The sequence below is a fragment of the Crocosphaera sp. XPORK-15E genome, from assembly GCF_034931425.1.
Taxonomy (GTDB): Bacteria; Cyanobacteriota; Cyanobacteriia; order Cyanobacteriales; family Microcystaceae; genus UHCC-0190.
The window spans coordinates 12,985-29,855 of the sequence record NZ_JAYGHQ010000001.1 but is presented as its reverse complement, the minus strand read 5'-3'; the positions used below and the strand labels follow the sequence as shown (position 1 = coordinate 29,855).

Below are 16,871 nucleotides of genomic sequence, written 5' to 3'. Positions count from 1 at the left end.
TTTATGTAGCAGCAACGTTTTGTCACATTCGGTTTATTGCAAGGGCGCGTGATTGCCGTTGTCCATACAGAACGTGAGGATTACATCCGTATTATTTCTGCAAGAAAAGCGACGAAATATGAACAACGAACCTACTTCGAGCAACTCTCAAACTGATTGGCAACGATTGGATGCGATGAGTGATGAAGATATTGATTTATCAGATTGTCCAGAGATTACGCCGGAAATGTTTGCTAAGGCGATTGTGCGACGGGGTTTACCTGTTACCAAAGCCAAGGCTCAAGTTACACTCCGCATCGATAGCGATGTATTAGAGTGGTTTAAGTCTCAAGGGCGGGGCTATCAAACACAGATCAATCAATTGCTACGAGCGTATATGGAGGCACATCATTGACACTCCCTCGCCGTAGAACGGCGGGGATTCTTGGTTCAACGAGTCCACTTAGCCTAGATTCCTTGCGTTGTCTAAGCCAGAGGTGGTTCTCTCCTCAAGCGTTAACGTCTCGACTCCGCTCGACGTTAAATCTGAGCGAAGCCGAAGATTTAACTTTGGGTATGCCCTACCCTAGTTGCCGTCACGGCAAATTTTGATTGAGTTTCAATGCTGTTCGTTTAGTTCCTGCGAAGATTTTACCTATTCCAAGGGGAAGAACTAAAACTAAGGAATAGAACCCCATATCTTCGATTGTCAAGGCTTCGGCCGTGAGCTCAGCCGAACGGTACAGCGTCTACTTATTAGGTAGCAATCGGGTTTTTAAAGTGGTTGATTACCCTTCCACAAAGTCCATTATATCAAAAGCCGCTCCTTTTAGGACGGGGTTTAAAACCCAAATTTTCGATAACAGGCAGTGCGATCTCGCTGACGAGTGTAGGTAATCAGAGCATTCTTTCTCTAATATTTCCAGATTTAAAATTGACGGCTGAACAGGTTTTGTGGGCTGGTAGATGAAATATAGAAAATGTGGGGAATTTGTTGATATTTATCTGTAATCTTGGCTATTGTTATCTTATGCAGGGAAGAAGGTTTTGTTGCTATGTACAGAGTTGAGGGCGGGTCGTAACATGGAAGTTCTAATTGAGTCAACTAAGGGTTTTGAGAAGGATCTCGACAAGCTGAATAACGAGGGGAAATCCATGACAGTTAAAAAGATCAACGATTGTGCTGGTCTTTTCCCAACTCAAAAAGTTGACGTTTATCGAAAGCTTGGCCGTCTCCCCCTATTGTTAGGGTTGAATGGATACGAATCTTCTCTTTACACCTTAAAGATTTCGCAACAGTTAAGGGTAATTTTGGCAGTTGACGAAGATCCTATTTTTGGACAAGTTATTTTTACTCTTTTCCGAGTAGTCAAACATGATGATCTTGATCAAGCATATCAAAGTATAGCGGAATCCTTGTATCAAGAAATACTCCATGATAATCGAGAAACTTCTGGGATCTCGTAAATTGATTTATGGCACAAACGCTTATTCTTTTTGATGAATACGGAATTATCTACCAAGCAATGAAAATTTTGCCAGATGACCAATTGAAAATTGCTTTTCTTGAAGCTTTGGCAGAGCTTGAGGACAACGAGTGTCATAGAACAAGAAAATTTCCAAAAACGAGGTTACACAAAGTAAAAGGTGTCAAGCAAGCTATCTATCGTGCTGATATTGATAAGGTTTCAGGTTGGCGCATTCACATTCAATATATTGATGGACAAATTCATCTTAAGGACATTATTGAAGGGCAAAAACATGATGATGTACTTGATGTAATCAAATCCAAGAAAGTACGCTACGAGTAATTCTTTGTTCTCACTGCTTTATTAGTTAGGCATCTCCTGAACAGGTTTTGCAGGCTGATAGATGAAATATAGGAAATGTGGGAAATTTGTTGATATTTATCTGTAATATGTGGTACTATTTTAGTGGTGTATTGTGTCAATCTTAAGACTCAATTATGGCAGGTTTAACAAGTACAGAAATAAGGAAAGTTGTTAACCGATATATTGGTGTATCTGGTGGTTATCTCGGTGATTTCAGTTATCGAACTCATGCTGATTTTTATCCTGAGTATTGTGAGCTTGATATAGATCCCAATCAGTATGAAGGGACTACCCGCGAAAGATTTATTGCCATCTTAAGTGGAGCATTGCCACAGGCGCAAGCAAAGATAGTGCATGGTGTTTTAGCAAGGTTTCAATTAAATGCACCATCTTGCCCAGAAACAAGAACAGAAGAACTTTATGTAGAGTTATTAGAAATAGCCAAAAGATTGGAAGGTTCATCACCAGTCGTAAGTCCTGATCTCAAGATTAATAGCGCAATTGTAGAACGTACGATTAGAGATGTAGAAGCTCTAATTCAAACCAGTGATGCAGTTAGCGGAGTTGATCGAATTCATACTACTTTACATGGTTATCTACGTGCTGCTTGTAAGGTTGAAAATATTGTTTACTGTAAGGACGATAGTATGACCAAGTTATTCAAATTACTCCGTCAACATCATCCTGCACTCCAGGACTTAGGTCCACGTTCGCAAGATATTGAGCGTATTCTTAAATCATCTGCCAGCATTATGGATGTACTGAACCCAATAAGAAATAATGCAAGTGTGGCGCACCCTAATGAGGATTTACTGAACAAGGAGGAGGCAATGCTTGTAATAAATATAGTGCGTTCACTACTGCATTATCTCGATGCGAAGTTCGTAGTGGAGCAACAGCAGCCTAACAACGCGGTTGGAGCGGACTTTTGAGAGATCTTGGTGATGTGACAAAGGTTATTTGCAGCCGCTCAACTGGAACGTTATCCCCCCAACACCTCAGTGCGATCGCGGATCTTGTAGGTTGGGTTGAGGCGGTGTCCTGAGCGATAGTCGAAGGAAACGAAACCCAACATCAACTGCTCCCACCCCCTATGATGATTTGTTGGGTTTCACTTGGGTTTTCTCTATATAATATGGATATATGAGTTAGACCTGATGGATTAAGAGAATGGCCGCTTTGGTACAAGAAATTTTGAGTAACTTTGATAAGTTACCTAATGCAGAGCAAATTGAGGTGGCACAAGAGATATTAAAACGGCTTATCTATTGTGAATTTCCACCCTTGACCGATGAGGATCTCATTTTAAATGCTGAATCATTATTCTTGGTATTAGACCAGCAAGAAGCTGATTATGAGTAGTCCTAAACGTGGGGAAGTATGGCTAATAGATTTAGGTTACGTCGCCAAAATTAGACCATGTTTAATCATTAGTATTCCTACTCTAAAACAAGATCGAGCCTTAGCTCAGGACTTATAGGAGGTCTTCATGGCTACTATTCAAACCTATCCTTGGGATGCAGCAGAGCATCTGGAAACAAAAGAAGATATAGCCGCCTATCTTGAAGCTGCCCTTGAAGATGGCGATCCAAGCTTAGTGGTAGCTGCATTAGGTGATATTGCTCGATCTAAAGGAATGACACATATTGCCAGTGAAACAGGGTTAGAGCGTGAAAGTCTCGACAAAGCTTTGTTGATCGAAGGCAACCCAGAGTTTGCCACAGTTCTCAAATCTTTACAGACACTTGGATTACGCTTACAGGTTGTACCCATTGCCTAACACTGCGTTGGTGCGGACGGACGAGAGATCTCGGTGTTTCCAGTGCGATCTTGTAGGGTGCGAAAACGTGCGTGTAACGCACCTTAATCTTGGATGAATTAAAACAGCGTTAAGATGGAGATGTTAGAGTGTTTAAATGTTTGAGTCAGGATAATAGGTATTATAGTGAAAATTATCCTTGGGGATATGACGATTGTTGCTGTTAATTATTGGCTCTTGTGGTGTTTCTATTTATTTTTTGTTCTTTTTGTTCTTTAAATATTTATCAGCCCAACTTATTAGATAATAGTTATAGTCCTATGTTCATTTTATAAGCAATTAATAATGAGTGATAATTCTTGGCATTCTGCTACGGAAATTCAAGGTATTTTTGATCGCATTGCCCCAGTTTACGATCAACTCAATCAAAGGTTAAGTCTGGGACAACATCGTATATGGAAGCAAATGACTGTTAAATGGTGCGAACCCCAACCAGGAGATGTGGGGTTAGATGTTTGCTGTGGTAGCGGTGATTTAGCTCAATTATTAGCCCGTCAGGTGGGAAAAACTGGCCGGGTAGTGGGGTTAGATTTCTCCCCAGAACAATTGGCGATCGCAGATCTACGGGCCCAACATAATTATCCCTCCTTACCCCTCAAATGGGTCGAAGGAGATGCCCTTAAGTTACCTTTTGAGGATAACACCTTTGACTGTGCCACGATGGGTTATGGACTGCGTAACGTTGTGGATATTCCGCGCTGTCTGCAAGAATTACATCGTGTCCTCAAACCTACTGCAAAAGTTGCTATCCTAGACTTTCATCGTCCGACTCAACCCTGGATGCGTATCCTTCAACAATGGTATCTCGATAACTTTGTAGTTCCCACTGCTAAAGGTTTCGGGTTAACGGATGAATATGCTTATATTATGCCCAGTTTGGAGAGATTTCCCCTGGGAACAGAACAAGTAAAATTAGCTAATGAGGCAGGATTTAGCCATGTTGTTCATTATCCCATTGCAGGAGGAATGATGGGGGTGTTAGTAGGGACTAAAGATTAGTCATAATGGAATCAGTCCCATTTGTCTTATAAGCGATCGCCTTTGATCGTATTTGTTCACGTCTGACTTGATTATGACTTTCTTAGATTTTTCTTCCCTAGATTTATCTCTAATTTCCACTATTATTGTACCGCCGATCGCCGGAGCAATTATTGGTTATTTTACCAATGATATTGCTATTAATATGTTATTTCGTCCTTACCAGGCGATTTATGTTGGCAAACGTCGTTTACCCTTTACCCCTGGCTTAATTCCCCGTAACCAAGAGCGACTGGCTAAAAAAGTTTCTGATACGATTATGGGGTCATTATTAACCCCAGAAGAATTACAAAAGTTGGCCCAACGGTTATTAAAAACGGAACGGGTACAAACAGCAATTTTATGGTTATTAAACCTGGCAATTAAACAAGTTAAAACGGATAAGGAACAAAAAACAGCTAAAATTTTATCTGAGATTCTTCGAGATTTATTTAGCGAATCTTTACCCAGACTTTTGAAAGCTTTGGCCCGTCGCACTGATTTTTTAGAACACCAAATAAATCAAATTTTTGACCAAATTATCTTAGATTTTCGTCTGACTGATACCCAGGCCAGACAGTTGGCAAACTGGTTACTTGAAGGGGTTATTCCCCCTGATATTTTGCGTCAAACTTTAGTTGATTTTCTCACGGAAAGAAATATTCAAGTTATTGATGAAGGGGTTCGAGAAAAAACCAGTGGCACTTATTGGGTTGTGGCCAATTTATTTGGGGTGCGTAATACTTTATTACGGTTACGCAGTTTTTGTTTAGAAGAACAAGAAATGGCCAATACAAGACTTAAAGAATTATTATTATCTTTAGAAGTACGGAGTCGTTTACGGGAATGGTTACAGAGTATTTCCTTACAAAATTTACCCGTTTCTACTGTGAGACAATTACGCAAAACAACCCGTGAAACTGTTCAAAATTATGTTCAAGAAAGTGGAAGCCAATTTATTCAAGATTTTGCTCAAACTGTTGACTGGGAGCAGTTATCTATTATTATTATTAATCGTCTGCAAAATTCAGCAGCTTTAACTACTTCTCTGGAAACAATTAGTCAGGAATTAGCTTTAATTTTAGACAAATATTTAGAGGAAGATTTAGAAAAAATTGTGGCTCAAGCAATTCCCATTTTATCTATTGATCAAGTGATTATTGATCGAGTAACTGCTACTTCTCCTCAAAATTTAGAAGCCGCAGTTCAAGGAATTGTTAAAAGTGAATTACAAGCAATTGTTAATCTAGGGGGAGTTTTAGGCTTTCTGGTGGGGATTTTTCAAACAATTTTATTATTATTTAGATAACCACCTAAAAAGTTCTCCTACCGTTCTACTTATTTTAATGGAAAAGAAGCAAAAAAAACAGGAGGAAATCTATCTCAAACTTTCCTCCTGCTCTATTAAGGTTGGAAACTTAGTTAAATAATTGGCTTTCTAATTCTATATTCACAATGTCTAAATAATATTGATTCTGGAGAGCATTACTAGATAATCTACCTTTAGCGATCGCACTTCTCACTAGGATTTCTGCATTAATTTTGTTAGAAATTAATGCACTTTTGAACCCGCCATGACTGGGAATCCCTAAATCAGAAAAATACCCCTTATAAGCTAATTGAACAAGATGAACAGGAGATAATTCAGAGGTAACATTTCTACTGCCATTCAGGTTAACTGCTGCGACTTCTTCGGATGCCATCGCAGGAGCGACAATACTAGACAAAAGAGCCACTGATAAACTAGCAAAGATGAGGTTTTTCATGGTAAAAAGTTGCCTAATGAATTGCATAAACTTCAGGGTAATCATAGACAACCCTCATTGTCATCAAATCTTGAAATTAGCAAATTAAATTTTGCTTAAGATCACAGAAAGTTTGACAGGGAGAAAGTTGCTATGACCCTCATTATAAGATGAGGTATTATATATTATCTTCCCCTTTGTAGTTCACCCAATAGGATGAGTATCATGAAAAATTTACATCTGATTAATTCTATAATTGCCTAAAGAGAAAAAACTATTTAAAATAAAAAAGACCAAATAACCACCTAAAAATGACCAAAGAAAATTTTTCGCCTACTTCTCCACCCCATAGCCATAAACCTTTACCCAAACTTAAACTATTGACGATGTTTCGGTTAGGATTATTCCAAATGGGACTGGGGATCATGTCTCTTTTGACCTTGGGAGTCCTCAATCGGATTATGATTGATGAGTTGACTGTACTGCCTTGGATCGCAGCAACGGCGATCGCCATGTATCAATTTGTCAGTCCCGCGCGGGTTTGGTTTGGGCAAATGTCCGATAGTAAACCGATCAAGGGCTATCATCGTACAGGTTATGTGTGGATTGGAACAGTCTTATTCACCGTACTCTCATTCATCGCGTTACAAGTAGTTTGGCAACTGGGAACCAGTATTCAGACAACGGGGTGGAGTTTGATGTCCTATGGTTGGGCCGCCTTTTTAGGGTTCGTTTTTGCTGGTTATGGGTTGGCCCTGAGTATTAGTTCTACCCCTTTTGCAGCCTTATTAGTCGATGTTTCCGATGATGATAACCGATCGCAGGTTGTGGGAATAGTTTGGTCAATGTTGATGGTGGGTATTGTAATAGGGGCTATTGTTAGCTCAAAATTACTGAATACCCCAGAAATTTGCGGCGAAGCGATCCTTTCCTATGATCCAACGGCAACCACAAAAATTGTCAATATTGCCACACTCCAAGCAACGGTTAACCCTGTTTTTATCATTATGCCTGGGATTGTTTTGGCAATGTGTTTTTTGGCAACTTGGGGAGTAGAGTCCCGTTATTCTCGTTTTACTATGCGTTCTCGTAGCGTTCAACGGGAAGATCAAATTACCCTGAAAAATGCCTTAGAAGTCTTAACCGCAAGTCGTCAAACTGGACTCTTTTTCAGCTTTATTTTGGTACTAACCCTCAGCTTATTTATGCAAGATGCGGTGATGGAACCTTATGGGGGGGAAGTATTTGGAATGTGTATTGCTGAAACTACTCAATTAAACGCATTTTTTGGCACCGGAACCCTTTTCGGGATCGCCTCAACCGGGTTTTTAGTCATACCCCGTTTAGGAAAACAAAGAACCACAAAAATTGGTTGTCTGCTCGCATCTGCTTGTTTTAGTTTAATTATTTTGGCCGGCGTAATGGAGAGTCCAAGTTTACTTAAGTCGGGGTTACTATTTTTTGGCTTAGCATCAGGAATGATCACGGCCGGGGCCACCAGTTTAATGTTAGATTTAACGGTAGCAGAAACTGCCGGAACCTTCATCGGAGCCTGGGGTTTAGCTCAATCTATGGCCAGAGGAATATCTACGGTTTTGGGTGGGGCAGTTTTGAATGTGGGGAAGGAGATCTTTTCGATTCCTGTTTTGTCCTATGGGTTAGTTTTTGTGATCCAAGCGATCGGTCTGTTAGTCGCTATTTGGTTATTGGGACGAGTGGACGTGAAAGAATTTAGGGATAATGCGAAAATGGCTATTACTACGGTGATGGAAGGTGACTTGGATTAAGGTGGTGAAGGGGTGAGGAGATAAACGCTATAATAATGTACAGTAGAAAACTAAAACTATGGGACGTAAAGCTAAGTTAAAAAAAGAGAGAAAATCTCTGCCAAATGAGAATAATGGCTCTCAATCTAACCCTGATAAATTTGTTCAACATCTTGAAAGACAAGGTTACTCATTGAAACAGGTAAAAATGGCTCCAGATATGCCAGATAAACGTATCGATCCTCAAGTTTAATTTGGGATGATTTTTTCATGATATCTCATCAATTATTAATGGTTGATTCCCTTAACACTCAGATCTATGAAACTGAGGAAGACTTATCAATAGGAGCAGCAAAAATTGGACAAGAATATTTAGAGAACATTTTACAGAATAAAAGTGAAGCAACTATATTATTGGCCACAGGAAACTCTCAACTTAAGTTTTTAGATAAATTAATTGCTTCTCAAAAAATTGATTGGTCACGAATTAATTTATTTCATTTAGATGAATATTTGGGTATTGATGGAAAAGATGCGGCAAGTTTTCGGTTTTATCTCCATGAAAGGGTTGAAAAACGCATTAATCCCAAGGCGTTTCATTATTTAATTGGGGATACTTTAGAACCTTTAGATGAATGCGATCGCTACACAGAATTACTGAAAAAACATCCGATTGATCTCTGTTGTTTAGGGGTAGGAGTTAATGGACATTTAGCATTTAATGAACCCCAAGTAGCTAATTTTAATGATCCTCGTTGGGTCAAAATAGTCCGTCTTGATCAACAAACTCGTTGGGTTCAAGTACATCAAGGACATTTCCAAGACTTTGAAAGAGTGCCAAAATATGCCGTTACTGTCACTATTCCTACTATTTTATCAGCCCAAAAAATTATCTGTTTAGCCACAGGAGAAAACAAAGCAGAAATCATCAAAGAAATACTACAAGGGGGAATTTCTAAGCATTGTCCTGCTTCGGTTTTACGTCAACATTCTGACGCGACTTTATTCTTAGATAAAGAATCAGCAGCGTTGTTATAAAAGGCGATTTTAGCTATGAAACAATAGGTATTGATCGTTACCTAGAATCTCACCTTCACCAATGAATAATGAATAATGAATAATGAATAATTAATTATTCATTATTCATTGATAATAGATCATGGTATAATATAAATACAAATGGTTACTTTAATCGCCATAAAAAATAGTAAAAGTCAACATTTTTATGCAATTCACTAACTCTCAAGCATTGATTCCCCAGGGAACCTATGCGAAAAAGTTGCGCCCCCTTCTTCCGGCTGAAGCGTTTCTTCCCGATCCGACAAAATTAGTCATTCTATTCATTAATTTGACAATTTTAGTCTTGGGTTGGATGATAGCAAGTCACTTAGATTCTTGGTCAATATATCTTTTATGGCTGTATTTACCCATAGCTATCATCATGGGCAATAGCGTCATGAGCTTGGCCGTTAGCTGTCATGATCTAATGCACGGCACTGTAATTAGAAACTCTAGGCTGATTCATTGGATTACCTTGCTAGGGCTAACAATGTTGTGGATGCCGCCGACGTTGTGGAAAGTCGTTCATAACCGAGTACATCATAATAAAACAAATTCCTTGGATGATCCTGACCGCAATTACTTATACGAGCAACCTAATACCTGGAGTAAATGGTTTTATCATCAATTTCTTCCCTCTTTTGATGTTAATCCCATAAGGTTAGTTGTGGGAATGGGGACAGTATGGGGGTATTATGCCTTCCGAAATCTGACCTCTGTGCTGTTTTTTAACGGGCAATCTGTCGATTATCTCCCTGCCTCTTTTCGGGTCAGTGCTAAGGAGCGTTGGGCGATCGCAGGGGAATTTTTTGTTATGTTAATGATTCATCTGAGTATCTTGGTCTATCTGCAATTCGATCCCTTAAAACTCATCCTTAGCTACTTTTTACCTATAGGAATTGGTTATGCTGTATTGATATTTTATATTTATACACATCACCTGATTTCCCCAATGACTAGCGTTAATGATCCACTGCTCAATAGTGTTTCTATTCGGGTTCCTAAAATAGTTGATCTGTTGCATTTAAACTTTTCCTATCATACTGAACATCATATTTTTCCTGGAATGAACTCTGACTATTATCCCATGGTTCAAGAGTTGTTAAAAATCCACTATCCTGATCGCTTTAATTTATTGAGCGCGGGGGAGGCGTGGCATTTGCTGTTAACTACTCCTCGGAGTTACAAAGATGAAAATACCTTGACAGACTGGTCAGGAAAAATGTCTGTTCCTTGCCCTGTTAAGATGCCCAATGACAAAGAATCTGTCAAAACAAGCAGCAGTATGACAGTTGAGATTTAGTCATTAAGAGACGATGAAAAATTGAAAATTTGAGTTAAATTGAGATCTTGTACTTAGCTTGAAAACCCCGATTTTTTACCAAATAGTAACGAAGTTATGCTTGGTTTAAGTATTTTAAAATCGGGGTTTTGTGATTTTTTGATCATGGTGCAAGATCTCAGTTAAAACCGTTTTTCATATCTTACGCGAAACTCATTAAAACCATAATCATAGGATAAACGGACATAACCTTTATCTTCCACTTCATAAATGGTTTCTAAGAAAGGAACAATGCGAAAATCTGTGCTACCAATGGTATCACTAACAGAAGTTTCTATATCATAAACTAAACTTTGGAAAAGCATCGGCAAGGCCAATTGAACAATACCAAATTGAATTAATTGTTCTGTATTTTGTCCTTGGAATGCTTCTGCTAAAACTAAGAATTGTTGCCCTAATAAACGAACAATTTCCCCCTGACTTCGTGAGGGACTACTGGTTAATTTGATTGCTGGATTACTTAATAATTGTTGATCGCTTGTCCCTTTTTCTGCTAATAGTTGTAAACAATTACTAACTTTTTCTAATTCTTCATCGGATAGGGTAGCTGTTGTGGTAATAGGTTGCAAAGCATCATGAATTTGACACACTTCTGATTCATTTTTTCCTAAACTGGGAACTAATTGAGCGAGGGAACCATTGAGGGCTAAATTAATATCAACCCGTTGCACTTTATTGAGACTATCATCAGGAATTTCGGTGGTTCCTTCTGTGCGAAATCCTCTTATTGTCCCAGAAACATCGGAAACAATAGTTCTTAATTGAATATTTAATATCGGATTTAATAATCCTTGTTTGGGGTCAAAAACGATTTGATTTTGATTACGACGTTCAACAAAAAAGCGAGTATCTAAGAAGTTAAACTGTCCACGATTAACATTAATTGCTCCTTGAGGTTGTAATGCGTTAAAGTCTCCCAAGGAACCATTAACTAATAAATCACCGCCGAATTCAAATCGAAATAAGGGCAAAGATTCAACAAATAAATTTTGTAAACTCACCTTAAAATTTTGGAGTTGAGGGTTAAAAAGAACTGGTTTATTATTACTTGCTACTCTCCTCGCACGTGGGTCAACCCATTGATTAATGGTTGCGACTTTTTCTCCTTGACTATCATTAGAAATTTCAGGGATCAAAATTTGTCCATTAGCTAAGATAACTTGTCCCCCAATAATTGGTTGAATGGCCACACCAGTAACAATTACTTTACCATCAACTTCACCCCTATATAATCCTTCTAAATTAATTTCTCCTTGTTCAATGACAACGGTGAGAGGGGTTTCAAGATTATTTTGAGGGGTAAATAGGGGTAAAATTCCGGCGATATTTAATTTACTATCGGCAAAGGTTCCTTGGAGTTGTTGTACATCAATTACTTTGTCATCCATAGCAATTTTTCCACTTACTGTTAAGGGTTGCGGTAGGGCTGAACTTTGGAAAACAGTTTCGTTTAAAGTTACCAGTCCTTTAGCATCTAAGCGAGAAAGAAGTAACCCTTGAGAAAAGTCAAGTTTTCCTTTAATTTCTGCTATAACTTCTCCTTCTCCACTGGTTAATAAGACTTGTTCACGGGTGAAAATATTCACTAATTTAAGTGCGTCAGTATCTAGGCGAATATTAATATCAAATTCATTATTATCTGAATTAGGAGGAAAGGGAATATTAACAGAAGCATAAATAATTGATTGTTCATTCGTTAATAATTTAAACCTTTCATCTTGATAACTAAATTGTCCCTCAACAGTTTTATTTAAAGGCTTTCCTTGAAATGCTGCATCAACTAAGGCAAATTGTCCCTGTAATTGGAGAGCAATTAGGGTTCCGTTGATATTTCCTGAAGCATTGAGGGCCCCTGATGTATCTAAGGGAATTTTGATGAAGTTACCAATAGTATCAAGGGATAAGTAATTAATTTGCCAATTAAGGTCAATTTGTTGGGGAGAAAGTTTACCATCTAAGGCCAGAATTGTATCTTTAATTTGAATTTTAGCGGGTTTAATGGTGATGGCATTATCAACAAAACTGGCTGCAATTTTGATTTCATTAACTGGAATAACTTGTTGATCTACAATGACTAACCCCAAGGGTTCTATAATATCAGGATAGGATGCTTGAGGATGCCATTCCCAATTTTGACCCGTGAATTCAACATTTATGGTAGGCTTAATTAGGGTTCCTCCTAGGGCAATTTCTGTATCAAAACGGCCACGAATATCTAATTCTGTGGGAATACCTCCCGCTTCTCTTTTTCTCGCTAATTCTCGAATTTGTTGATCGATTACCGCTAATAAGTTAACTTGTTCAGCGATGGTAGCATTAGCATTTCCCACAGACTGGGAAGGAATATTTTGGGCATTAGTATAGTCAATGGGTTGAATTTTTAATAAGTCTAAAAGTCGTTCTACATTGGAGAGTTTTAAAGCAATTAATAAGTCCTCAACTCGTCCTTGATTTACATTTAAGTTACCTTGAATTGCCCCAGATTTAAAGTTAAGTGATCCTTGCATTGCATATAGGCTTTGTCCTAAACTTAGGGTGGCATTTTTTAACTGGGCGAAGTTATCTCGATAGAGAATATTTGCGGTTATTTGGTTGCCTTGAATAAATCCCAAACTGGGTTGATCTATAGTTATAGTTCCTTTTCCTTCTAAAGTAAAGAAGTTAATGGCAATTTCAGTATTAACAACCCCTGAAATAAATCCAGGAATTCCAAACTCTTTTCCTGGGGCAATTTTGAATATGTCTAAGGGGAATTCTTTAACGGTAGCTACGAATTCATCACCTCTGAGTTTTCCTGTTGCAATGATGGGTGGTTTGTCCCCTGAAGTTTGACGTAATTCAAAGGATGTAGGAAGATAGGGGGCGGGACAATTTTCACGAGTACAAGGTTGCAGGGAAGCAGAGATAATATCTTCATTTCCCCGTAAATTCAAAGCAATAGTTTCCCCAATAGTTGCGTTAAGTTTTCCAGTTAATTTAGGTTCAAATATGCGATCATTAAAGGCAAGATTAAGAAGTTTTAGATCGCCTAAAAGTTGGATATTACCTGGGTTTGTGGGGGCAGTTAGTAAATTTTGACCGACTAAAGTTCCCTTAAATTCTCCCATTCCTCTTAATTTTAGTTCTTCGGGTAGGAATTTTTGATCGACGGGAATTAGGGAAATTAATTGAGCTAAAGGTAAGCTGGCAAAGTTCGAGTTTGCTGCAATTTTTAGGTTAATTTGAGCATCAGGATTTGTTAAGATGTTAGAAATCAGTAAATTTCCACTAGCTTCTAACTTTTGTCCATCGATTTGAAGGGCAATCTTATTGGCTATAATTGGTAATGTTTCGCCCCCTTCAAAAATGCTTTTAAGGCTACCGGAAAGGGTTGCTTGGGCATTCAAGTCATTAATTTCGATTTGGGGGGCATTGGGAACAAGCTGGCTTAAAATTAGAGCAGAATTGAGGTTGGATGCAGCTATTTGTGTATTCCATTGATTATTTTGTAGGCGAGTTAAGGTGTTAATTGTTCCTTGGGCAGTAGCAAGTCTTAAATTAACAGTTGCTAAAGCACTGCTTAAGTCAGGAGTGCTTGATAGGAGTGGCTTGACTCGACTTGAAAGAGTTACTTCAGCCCCAGTTAATTGAGCAGTAATTGGTAAATTAGGTATAAACTTATTAAGAGGTAATTGAGAAAAATCGACGACTCCGCTAATTATGTCACTGCCTAATCTTCCAGTTGCATTGACTAGACTTCCTTCTACAATTAATTGTAGGTTAGCTGTGCCGCGAAAGCTACTAATATCTGGGGTATTTCCTAGAGAAGCAATGAGAGAATTGAGGTTGCCTGTTACTGCAATATTACTCCTAACTAAACTTGATTGTACAGGTAAATTAGGAATGAGGGAATTAAGGGGAATTTTACCTACATTAGCTACGGCTGCTAAGATACCATTACCTATTTCTAGATTAGCATTAATGGGATTTCCTGCAACCGTTAATTGAACATTACCATCTATATTAAGACGGTTAAGATTAAAGGTTGAATTGGCAAAAAGTTGGTCAAGGGAACCGGATAAATTAATTTTGGTGTTTCTGACTTGTACGGGAATAGAAATATTAGGAAGATAGGGGTCAAGAATTAACCCTGAAACAATGGCAGTCGTGTTAAGATTACCTTGAGAAAGATTAGTATTAAGGGCGATCACACCCTGATCAATATTTAAGGTGAGATTTCCTCGACTATTAATAGTATTGAGGGCAAAATTATCGAGTTTTCCTGATAGGTTAATATTGGCATTACTCAGAGTAATTTTTTGATTTAAAATGGCTGCGGGACAACTAATTAAGGAACAGGTAAATTGTACAAAAGGGGTTAAGGAAAAACGGTTTGCAGTCACTAAGGTTTGCCATTGTTTCCGTTTAATATTACCCACAGCATTTAAGGTAATATTCCCACTGTTAGAAGTTAAAACAGTGTCTTGTAATAAAACATTTTCTCCCGCTAACAAAATTGCGCCTTTTCCTGATACTTTTTGACCGGAAACTGTTACAATATTGGGCGCAAGCCATTCTATTTTACCTTTAGGTTGTCCTAGGTTTCCCCCAATTTTACCTTGGGCAGTTAGGGAACCTAAACTAACATTTAGAGGAGATTTATAGTAAGGTTCAATTAATTTTTGATTAGGTAATTGAACTTGAAAACCCAAAGCAATAGGCATTTTTTGCCAATTAATCTGTTTATTTTCTTTAATAGATTTTAAAATTCCTGTATCTATTTTTCCTGTTGCTGTAATTACTCCCCCTGCTGTTGGTTTGATTTGAAATTGTTTGAGATTAACTTGATTTAAGTTAGCTTGAAAAACAGTTTTAAGAGCTTGAATTTGTGTTTTTTCAATCAACAATGGTTTAGTATTATTAATAGTTCCCGTTAAAATAGGATTTTTAATTTCACCACTTAAGCGAATTTTTCCTTGAATTTCTCCAGCAAGTTTAAGAGGTATTTGGTTGGGAAAAAGTTTTAATACATTCTCTACAATAAACGGTTTAAGATCAACATCAATATTATAGCCTTCTTGCCAATTAACCGAGCCTTTAACTTCTGTAATAACATCCCCTAAACTAATTTTAGTATTCTTAAATTTAACGGTTTTTCCTTGTAATTCAATACCTAAATTAAGCTTAAGAGGAACTTTTAACGGCTTAATATTTGCTTCAATCTTAGAAATATCAAAAGTTCCTACCCCTTTAGTTCCTTCTATCCCTTCTAAAGAGGGCAAAGAAATACTTAAATTACTATCAACTAATCCACTTTTTACAGTAACAGGTAAATTGGGAATTAAAGCAACTAATTTAGGTAATGACAATTGATTTATTCTCAATTCTGCCTCAGTTTCCCACGTTTTAATCTGAGTTTCTCCCTTAATTTCTATATCACTACTTAAAAGCTGAACCCCTAAATCATAACTAACTTGTTGATCATCATTAGATTTATAAGTATAGCCACCTTTCCCTGTTGCCTCAATTTTAACTATATCCTTTAACCCATTAGCAAGCACAGAAACATCCGCATTATTTAAGCGAATATTCGCCTTGATATCAATCGGTAAATTAAGCTCTCCTTCCCCTTTCATTTCTGGTAAATTTACCCATTTACCTGTTTTATCTTGTTCTATATAAACATTAGGATCATCAATAGTTACATCAAGCTCTAAAGGTTGACCAATAAGCAGAGGTAAGGGACTAAAATTAACAGTAATTCCCTTAATATCTGCTCTATCTCGATCATTTTCTTGGGTAGGAATTGCAGAATTTCCAATACGAATATGATTGAAAGAAAAACTTTCAACCTCTCCCACTCTTACCTCTCTTTCTAACAGTTTACTCAATTCTGATGAGAGGAGAGGAGACAACTTTTCATAGACAAAATAATTGATACCCCCGTACCCAGCAACTCCTAGGGATAACAATACCCCTCCAACGAGCAAAGTTGAGGGTTTCTTGACAAAATTAACCAGTCGTCCTAATAATGATGTACCGCTTTCAGACGGTTCTGGTGGAGGGTTAGGGGGGGTATTAGTCATGATTACCTAGCCAGGGGTCTGCAAATCTACTGACTAACTTAACACAAGTTGCCCTGATCCTTCAGAGAGTAGTCATTATTGATGCTTCAAAACACTAAAAAAAATTCATCTGAGGCTTTTATCAGACTAAAAGATTTGGGGAATTATTGTCAAAAAAGCGGTATGAGTTTCCGAAAATTGGCATCAAAACTTTCAAAAAAGCAATCAAAAAACAACAGAAGAAGTTAAGATTAAGCCATTGTTAAAT

The 16,871-nt window shown here is 37.8% G+C and carries 15 protein-coding genes and 1 pseudogene; 14 read left to right on the top strand and 2 right to left on the bottom strand.

What is annotated here, in order from left to right; all coding sequences use genetic code 11:
- Positions 1 to 9: 9 nt before the first annotated feature.
- The 10 genes and pseudogenes from VB691_RS00125 to VB691_RS00080 form a co-directional block, all read left to right on the top strand.
- Positions 10 to 156: pseudogene (locus VB691_RS00125) on the top strand (BrnT family toxin); the annotation flags it as partial.
- Positions 119 to 394 (top strand): BrnA antitoxin family protein, encoded by a 276-nt coding sequence (locus tag VB691_RS00120; protein ID WP_323289427.1) that lies wholly within the window; start codon positions 119 to 121, stop codon positions 392 to 394. The pseudogene VB691_RS00125 and the gene VB691_RS00120, both read left to right, overlap by 38 nt.
- A gap of 740 nt (positions 395 to 1,134) precedes the next feature.
- Positions 1,135 to 1,446 (top strand): hypothetical protein, encoded by a 312-nt coding sequence (locus VB691_RS00115; protein WP_323289426.1) that lies wholly within the window; start codon positions 1,135 to 1,137, stop codon positions 1,444 to 1,446.
- An 8-nt stretch (positions 1,447 to 1,454) separates the two neighbouring features.
- Complete coding sequence (locus VB691_RS00110; protein ID WP_323289425.1) at positions 1,455 to 1,790, top strand: hypothetical protein; 336 nt, start codon at positions 1,455 to 1,457, stop codon at positions 1,788 to 1,790.
- Positions 1,791 to 1,945: 155 nt separating this feature from the next.
- A complete protein-coding gene (locus tag VB691_RS00105; protein WP_323289424.1) occupies positions 1,946 to 2,743 on the top strand; it encodes an abortive infection family protein in 798 nt (265 codons plus the stop codon).
- A 238-nt stretch (positions 2,744 to 2,981) separates the two neighbouring features.
- Positions 2,982 to 3,173 (top strand): hypothetical protein, encoded by a 192-nt coding sequence (locus VB691_RS00100; RefSeq protein ID WP_323289423.1) that lies wholly within the window; start codon positions 2,982 to 2,984, stop codon positions 3,171 to 3,173.
- On the top strand, positions 3,166 to 3,291 hold the full coding sequence (locus VB691_RS00095) for a hypothetical protein (protein WP_323289422.1): 126 nt from the start codon (positions 3,166 to 3,168) through the stop codon (positions 3,289 to 3,291). Before VB691_RS00100 ends, VB691_RS00095 begins: the two co-directional genes overlap by 8 nt.
- Before the next feature lie 9 nt (positions 3,292 to 3,300).
- Positions 3,301 to 3,591 (top strand): addiction module antidote protein, encoded by a 291-nt coding sequence (locus tag VB691_RS00090; protein ID WP_323289421.1) that lies wholly within the window; start codon positions 3,301 to 3,303, stop codon positions 3,589 to 3,591.
- 324 nt (positions 3,592 to 3,915) lie between these two features.
- Complete coding sequence (gene ubiE, locus VB691_RS00085) at positions 3,916 to 4,629, top strand: bifunctional demethylmenaquinone methyltransferase/2-methoxy-6-polyprenyl-1,4-benzoquinol methylase UbiE (RefSeq protein ID WP_323289420.1); 714 nt, start codon at positions 3,916 to 3,918, stop codon at positions 4,627 to 4,629.
- 73 nt (positions 4,630 to 4,702) lie between these two features.
- Complete coding sequence (locus tag VB691_RS00080; protein ID WP_323289419.1) at positions 4,703 to 5,956, top strand: DUF445 domain-containing protein; 1,254 nt, start codon at positions 4,703 to 4,705, stop codon at positions 5,954 to 5,956.
- Between the two features lie 109 nt (positions 5,957 to 6,065).
- On the opposite strand, the gene VB691_RS00075 is transcribed toward VB691_RS00080, so the two are convergent.
- The gene (locus VB691_RS00075) at positions 6,066 to 6,413 is read right to left on the bottom strand and encodes a hypothetical protein (protein ID WP_323289418.1); all 348 of its coding nucleotides are present in this window, start codon (positions 6,411 to 6,413) and stop codon (positions 6,066 to 6,068) included.
- Between the two features lie 290 nt (positions 6,414 to 6,703).
- On the opposite strand from VB691_RS00075, the gene VB691_RS00070 reads away from it, so the two are divergent.
- The 4 genes from VB691_RS00070 (at position 6,704) to VB691_RS00055 (ending at position 10,520) form a co-directional block, all read left to right on the top strand.
- Positions 6,704 to 8,179: a BCD family MFS transporter gene (locus VB691_RS00070; RefSeq protein ID WP_323289417.1), complete on the top strand. Its 1,476-nt coding sequence runs from the start codon at positions 6,704 to 6,706 to the stop codon at positions 8,177 to 8,179.
- 58 nt (positions 8,180 to 8,237) lie between these two features.
- Entirely contained in the window at positions 8,238 to 8,411 is a 174-nt protein-coding gene (locus tag VB691_RS00065; RefSeq protein ID WP_323289416.1) for a hypothetical protein, read from the top strand.
- 17 nt (positions 8,412 to 8,428) lie between these two features.
- Positions 8,429 to 9,196 (top strand): glucosamine-6-phosphate deaminase, encoded by a 768-nt coding sequence (locus VB691_RS00060; protein WP_323289415.1) that lies wholly within the window; start codon positions 8,429 to 8,431, stop codon positions 9,194 to 9,196.
- A gap of 187 nt (positions 9,197 to 9,383) precedes the next feature.
- A complete protein-coding gene (locus tag VB691_RS00055) occupies positions 9,384 to 10,520 on the top strand; it encodes a fatty acid desaturase family protein (protein ID WP_323289414.1) in 1,137 nt (378 codons plus the stop codon).
- A 161-nt stretch (positions 10,521 to 10,681) separates the two neighbouring features.
- Here VB691_RS00055 and VB691_RS00050 read toward each other — a convergent pair whose 3' ends face one another.
- The gene (locus VB691_RS00050) at positions 10,682 to 16,624 is read right to left on the bottom strand and encodes a translocation/assembly module TamB domain-containing protein (RefSeq protein WP_323289413.1); all 5,943 of its coding nucleotides are present in this window, start codon (positions 16,622 to 16,624) and stop codon (positions 10,682 to 10,684) included.
- Positions 16,625 to 16,871 lie beyond the last annotated feature (247 nt).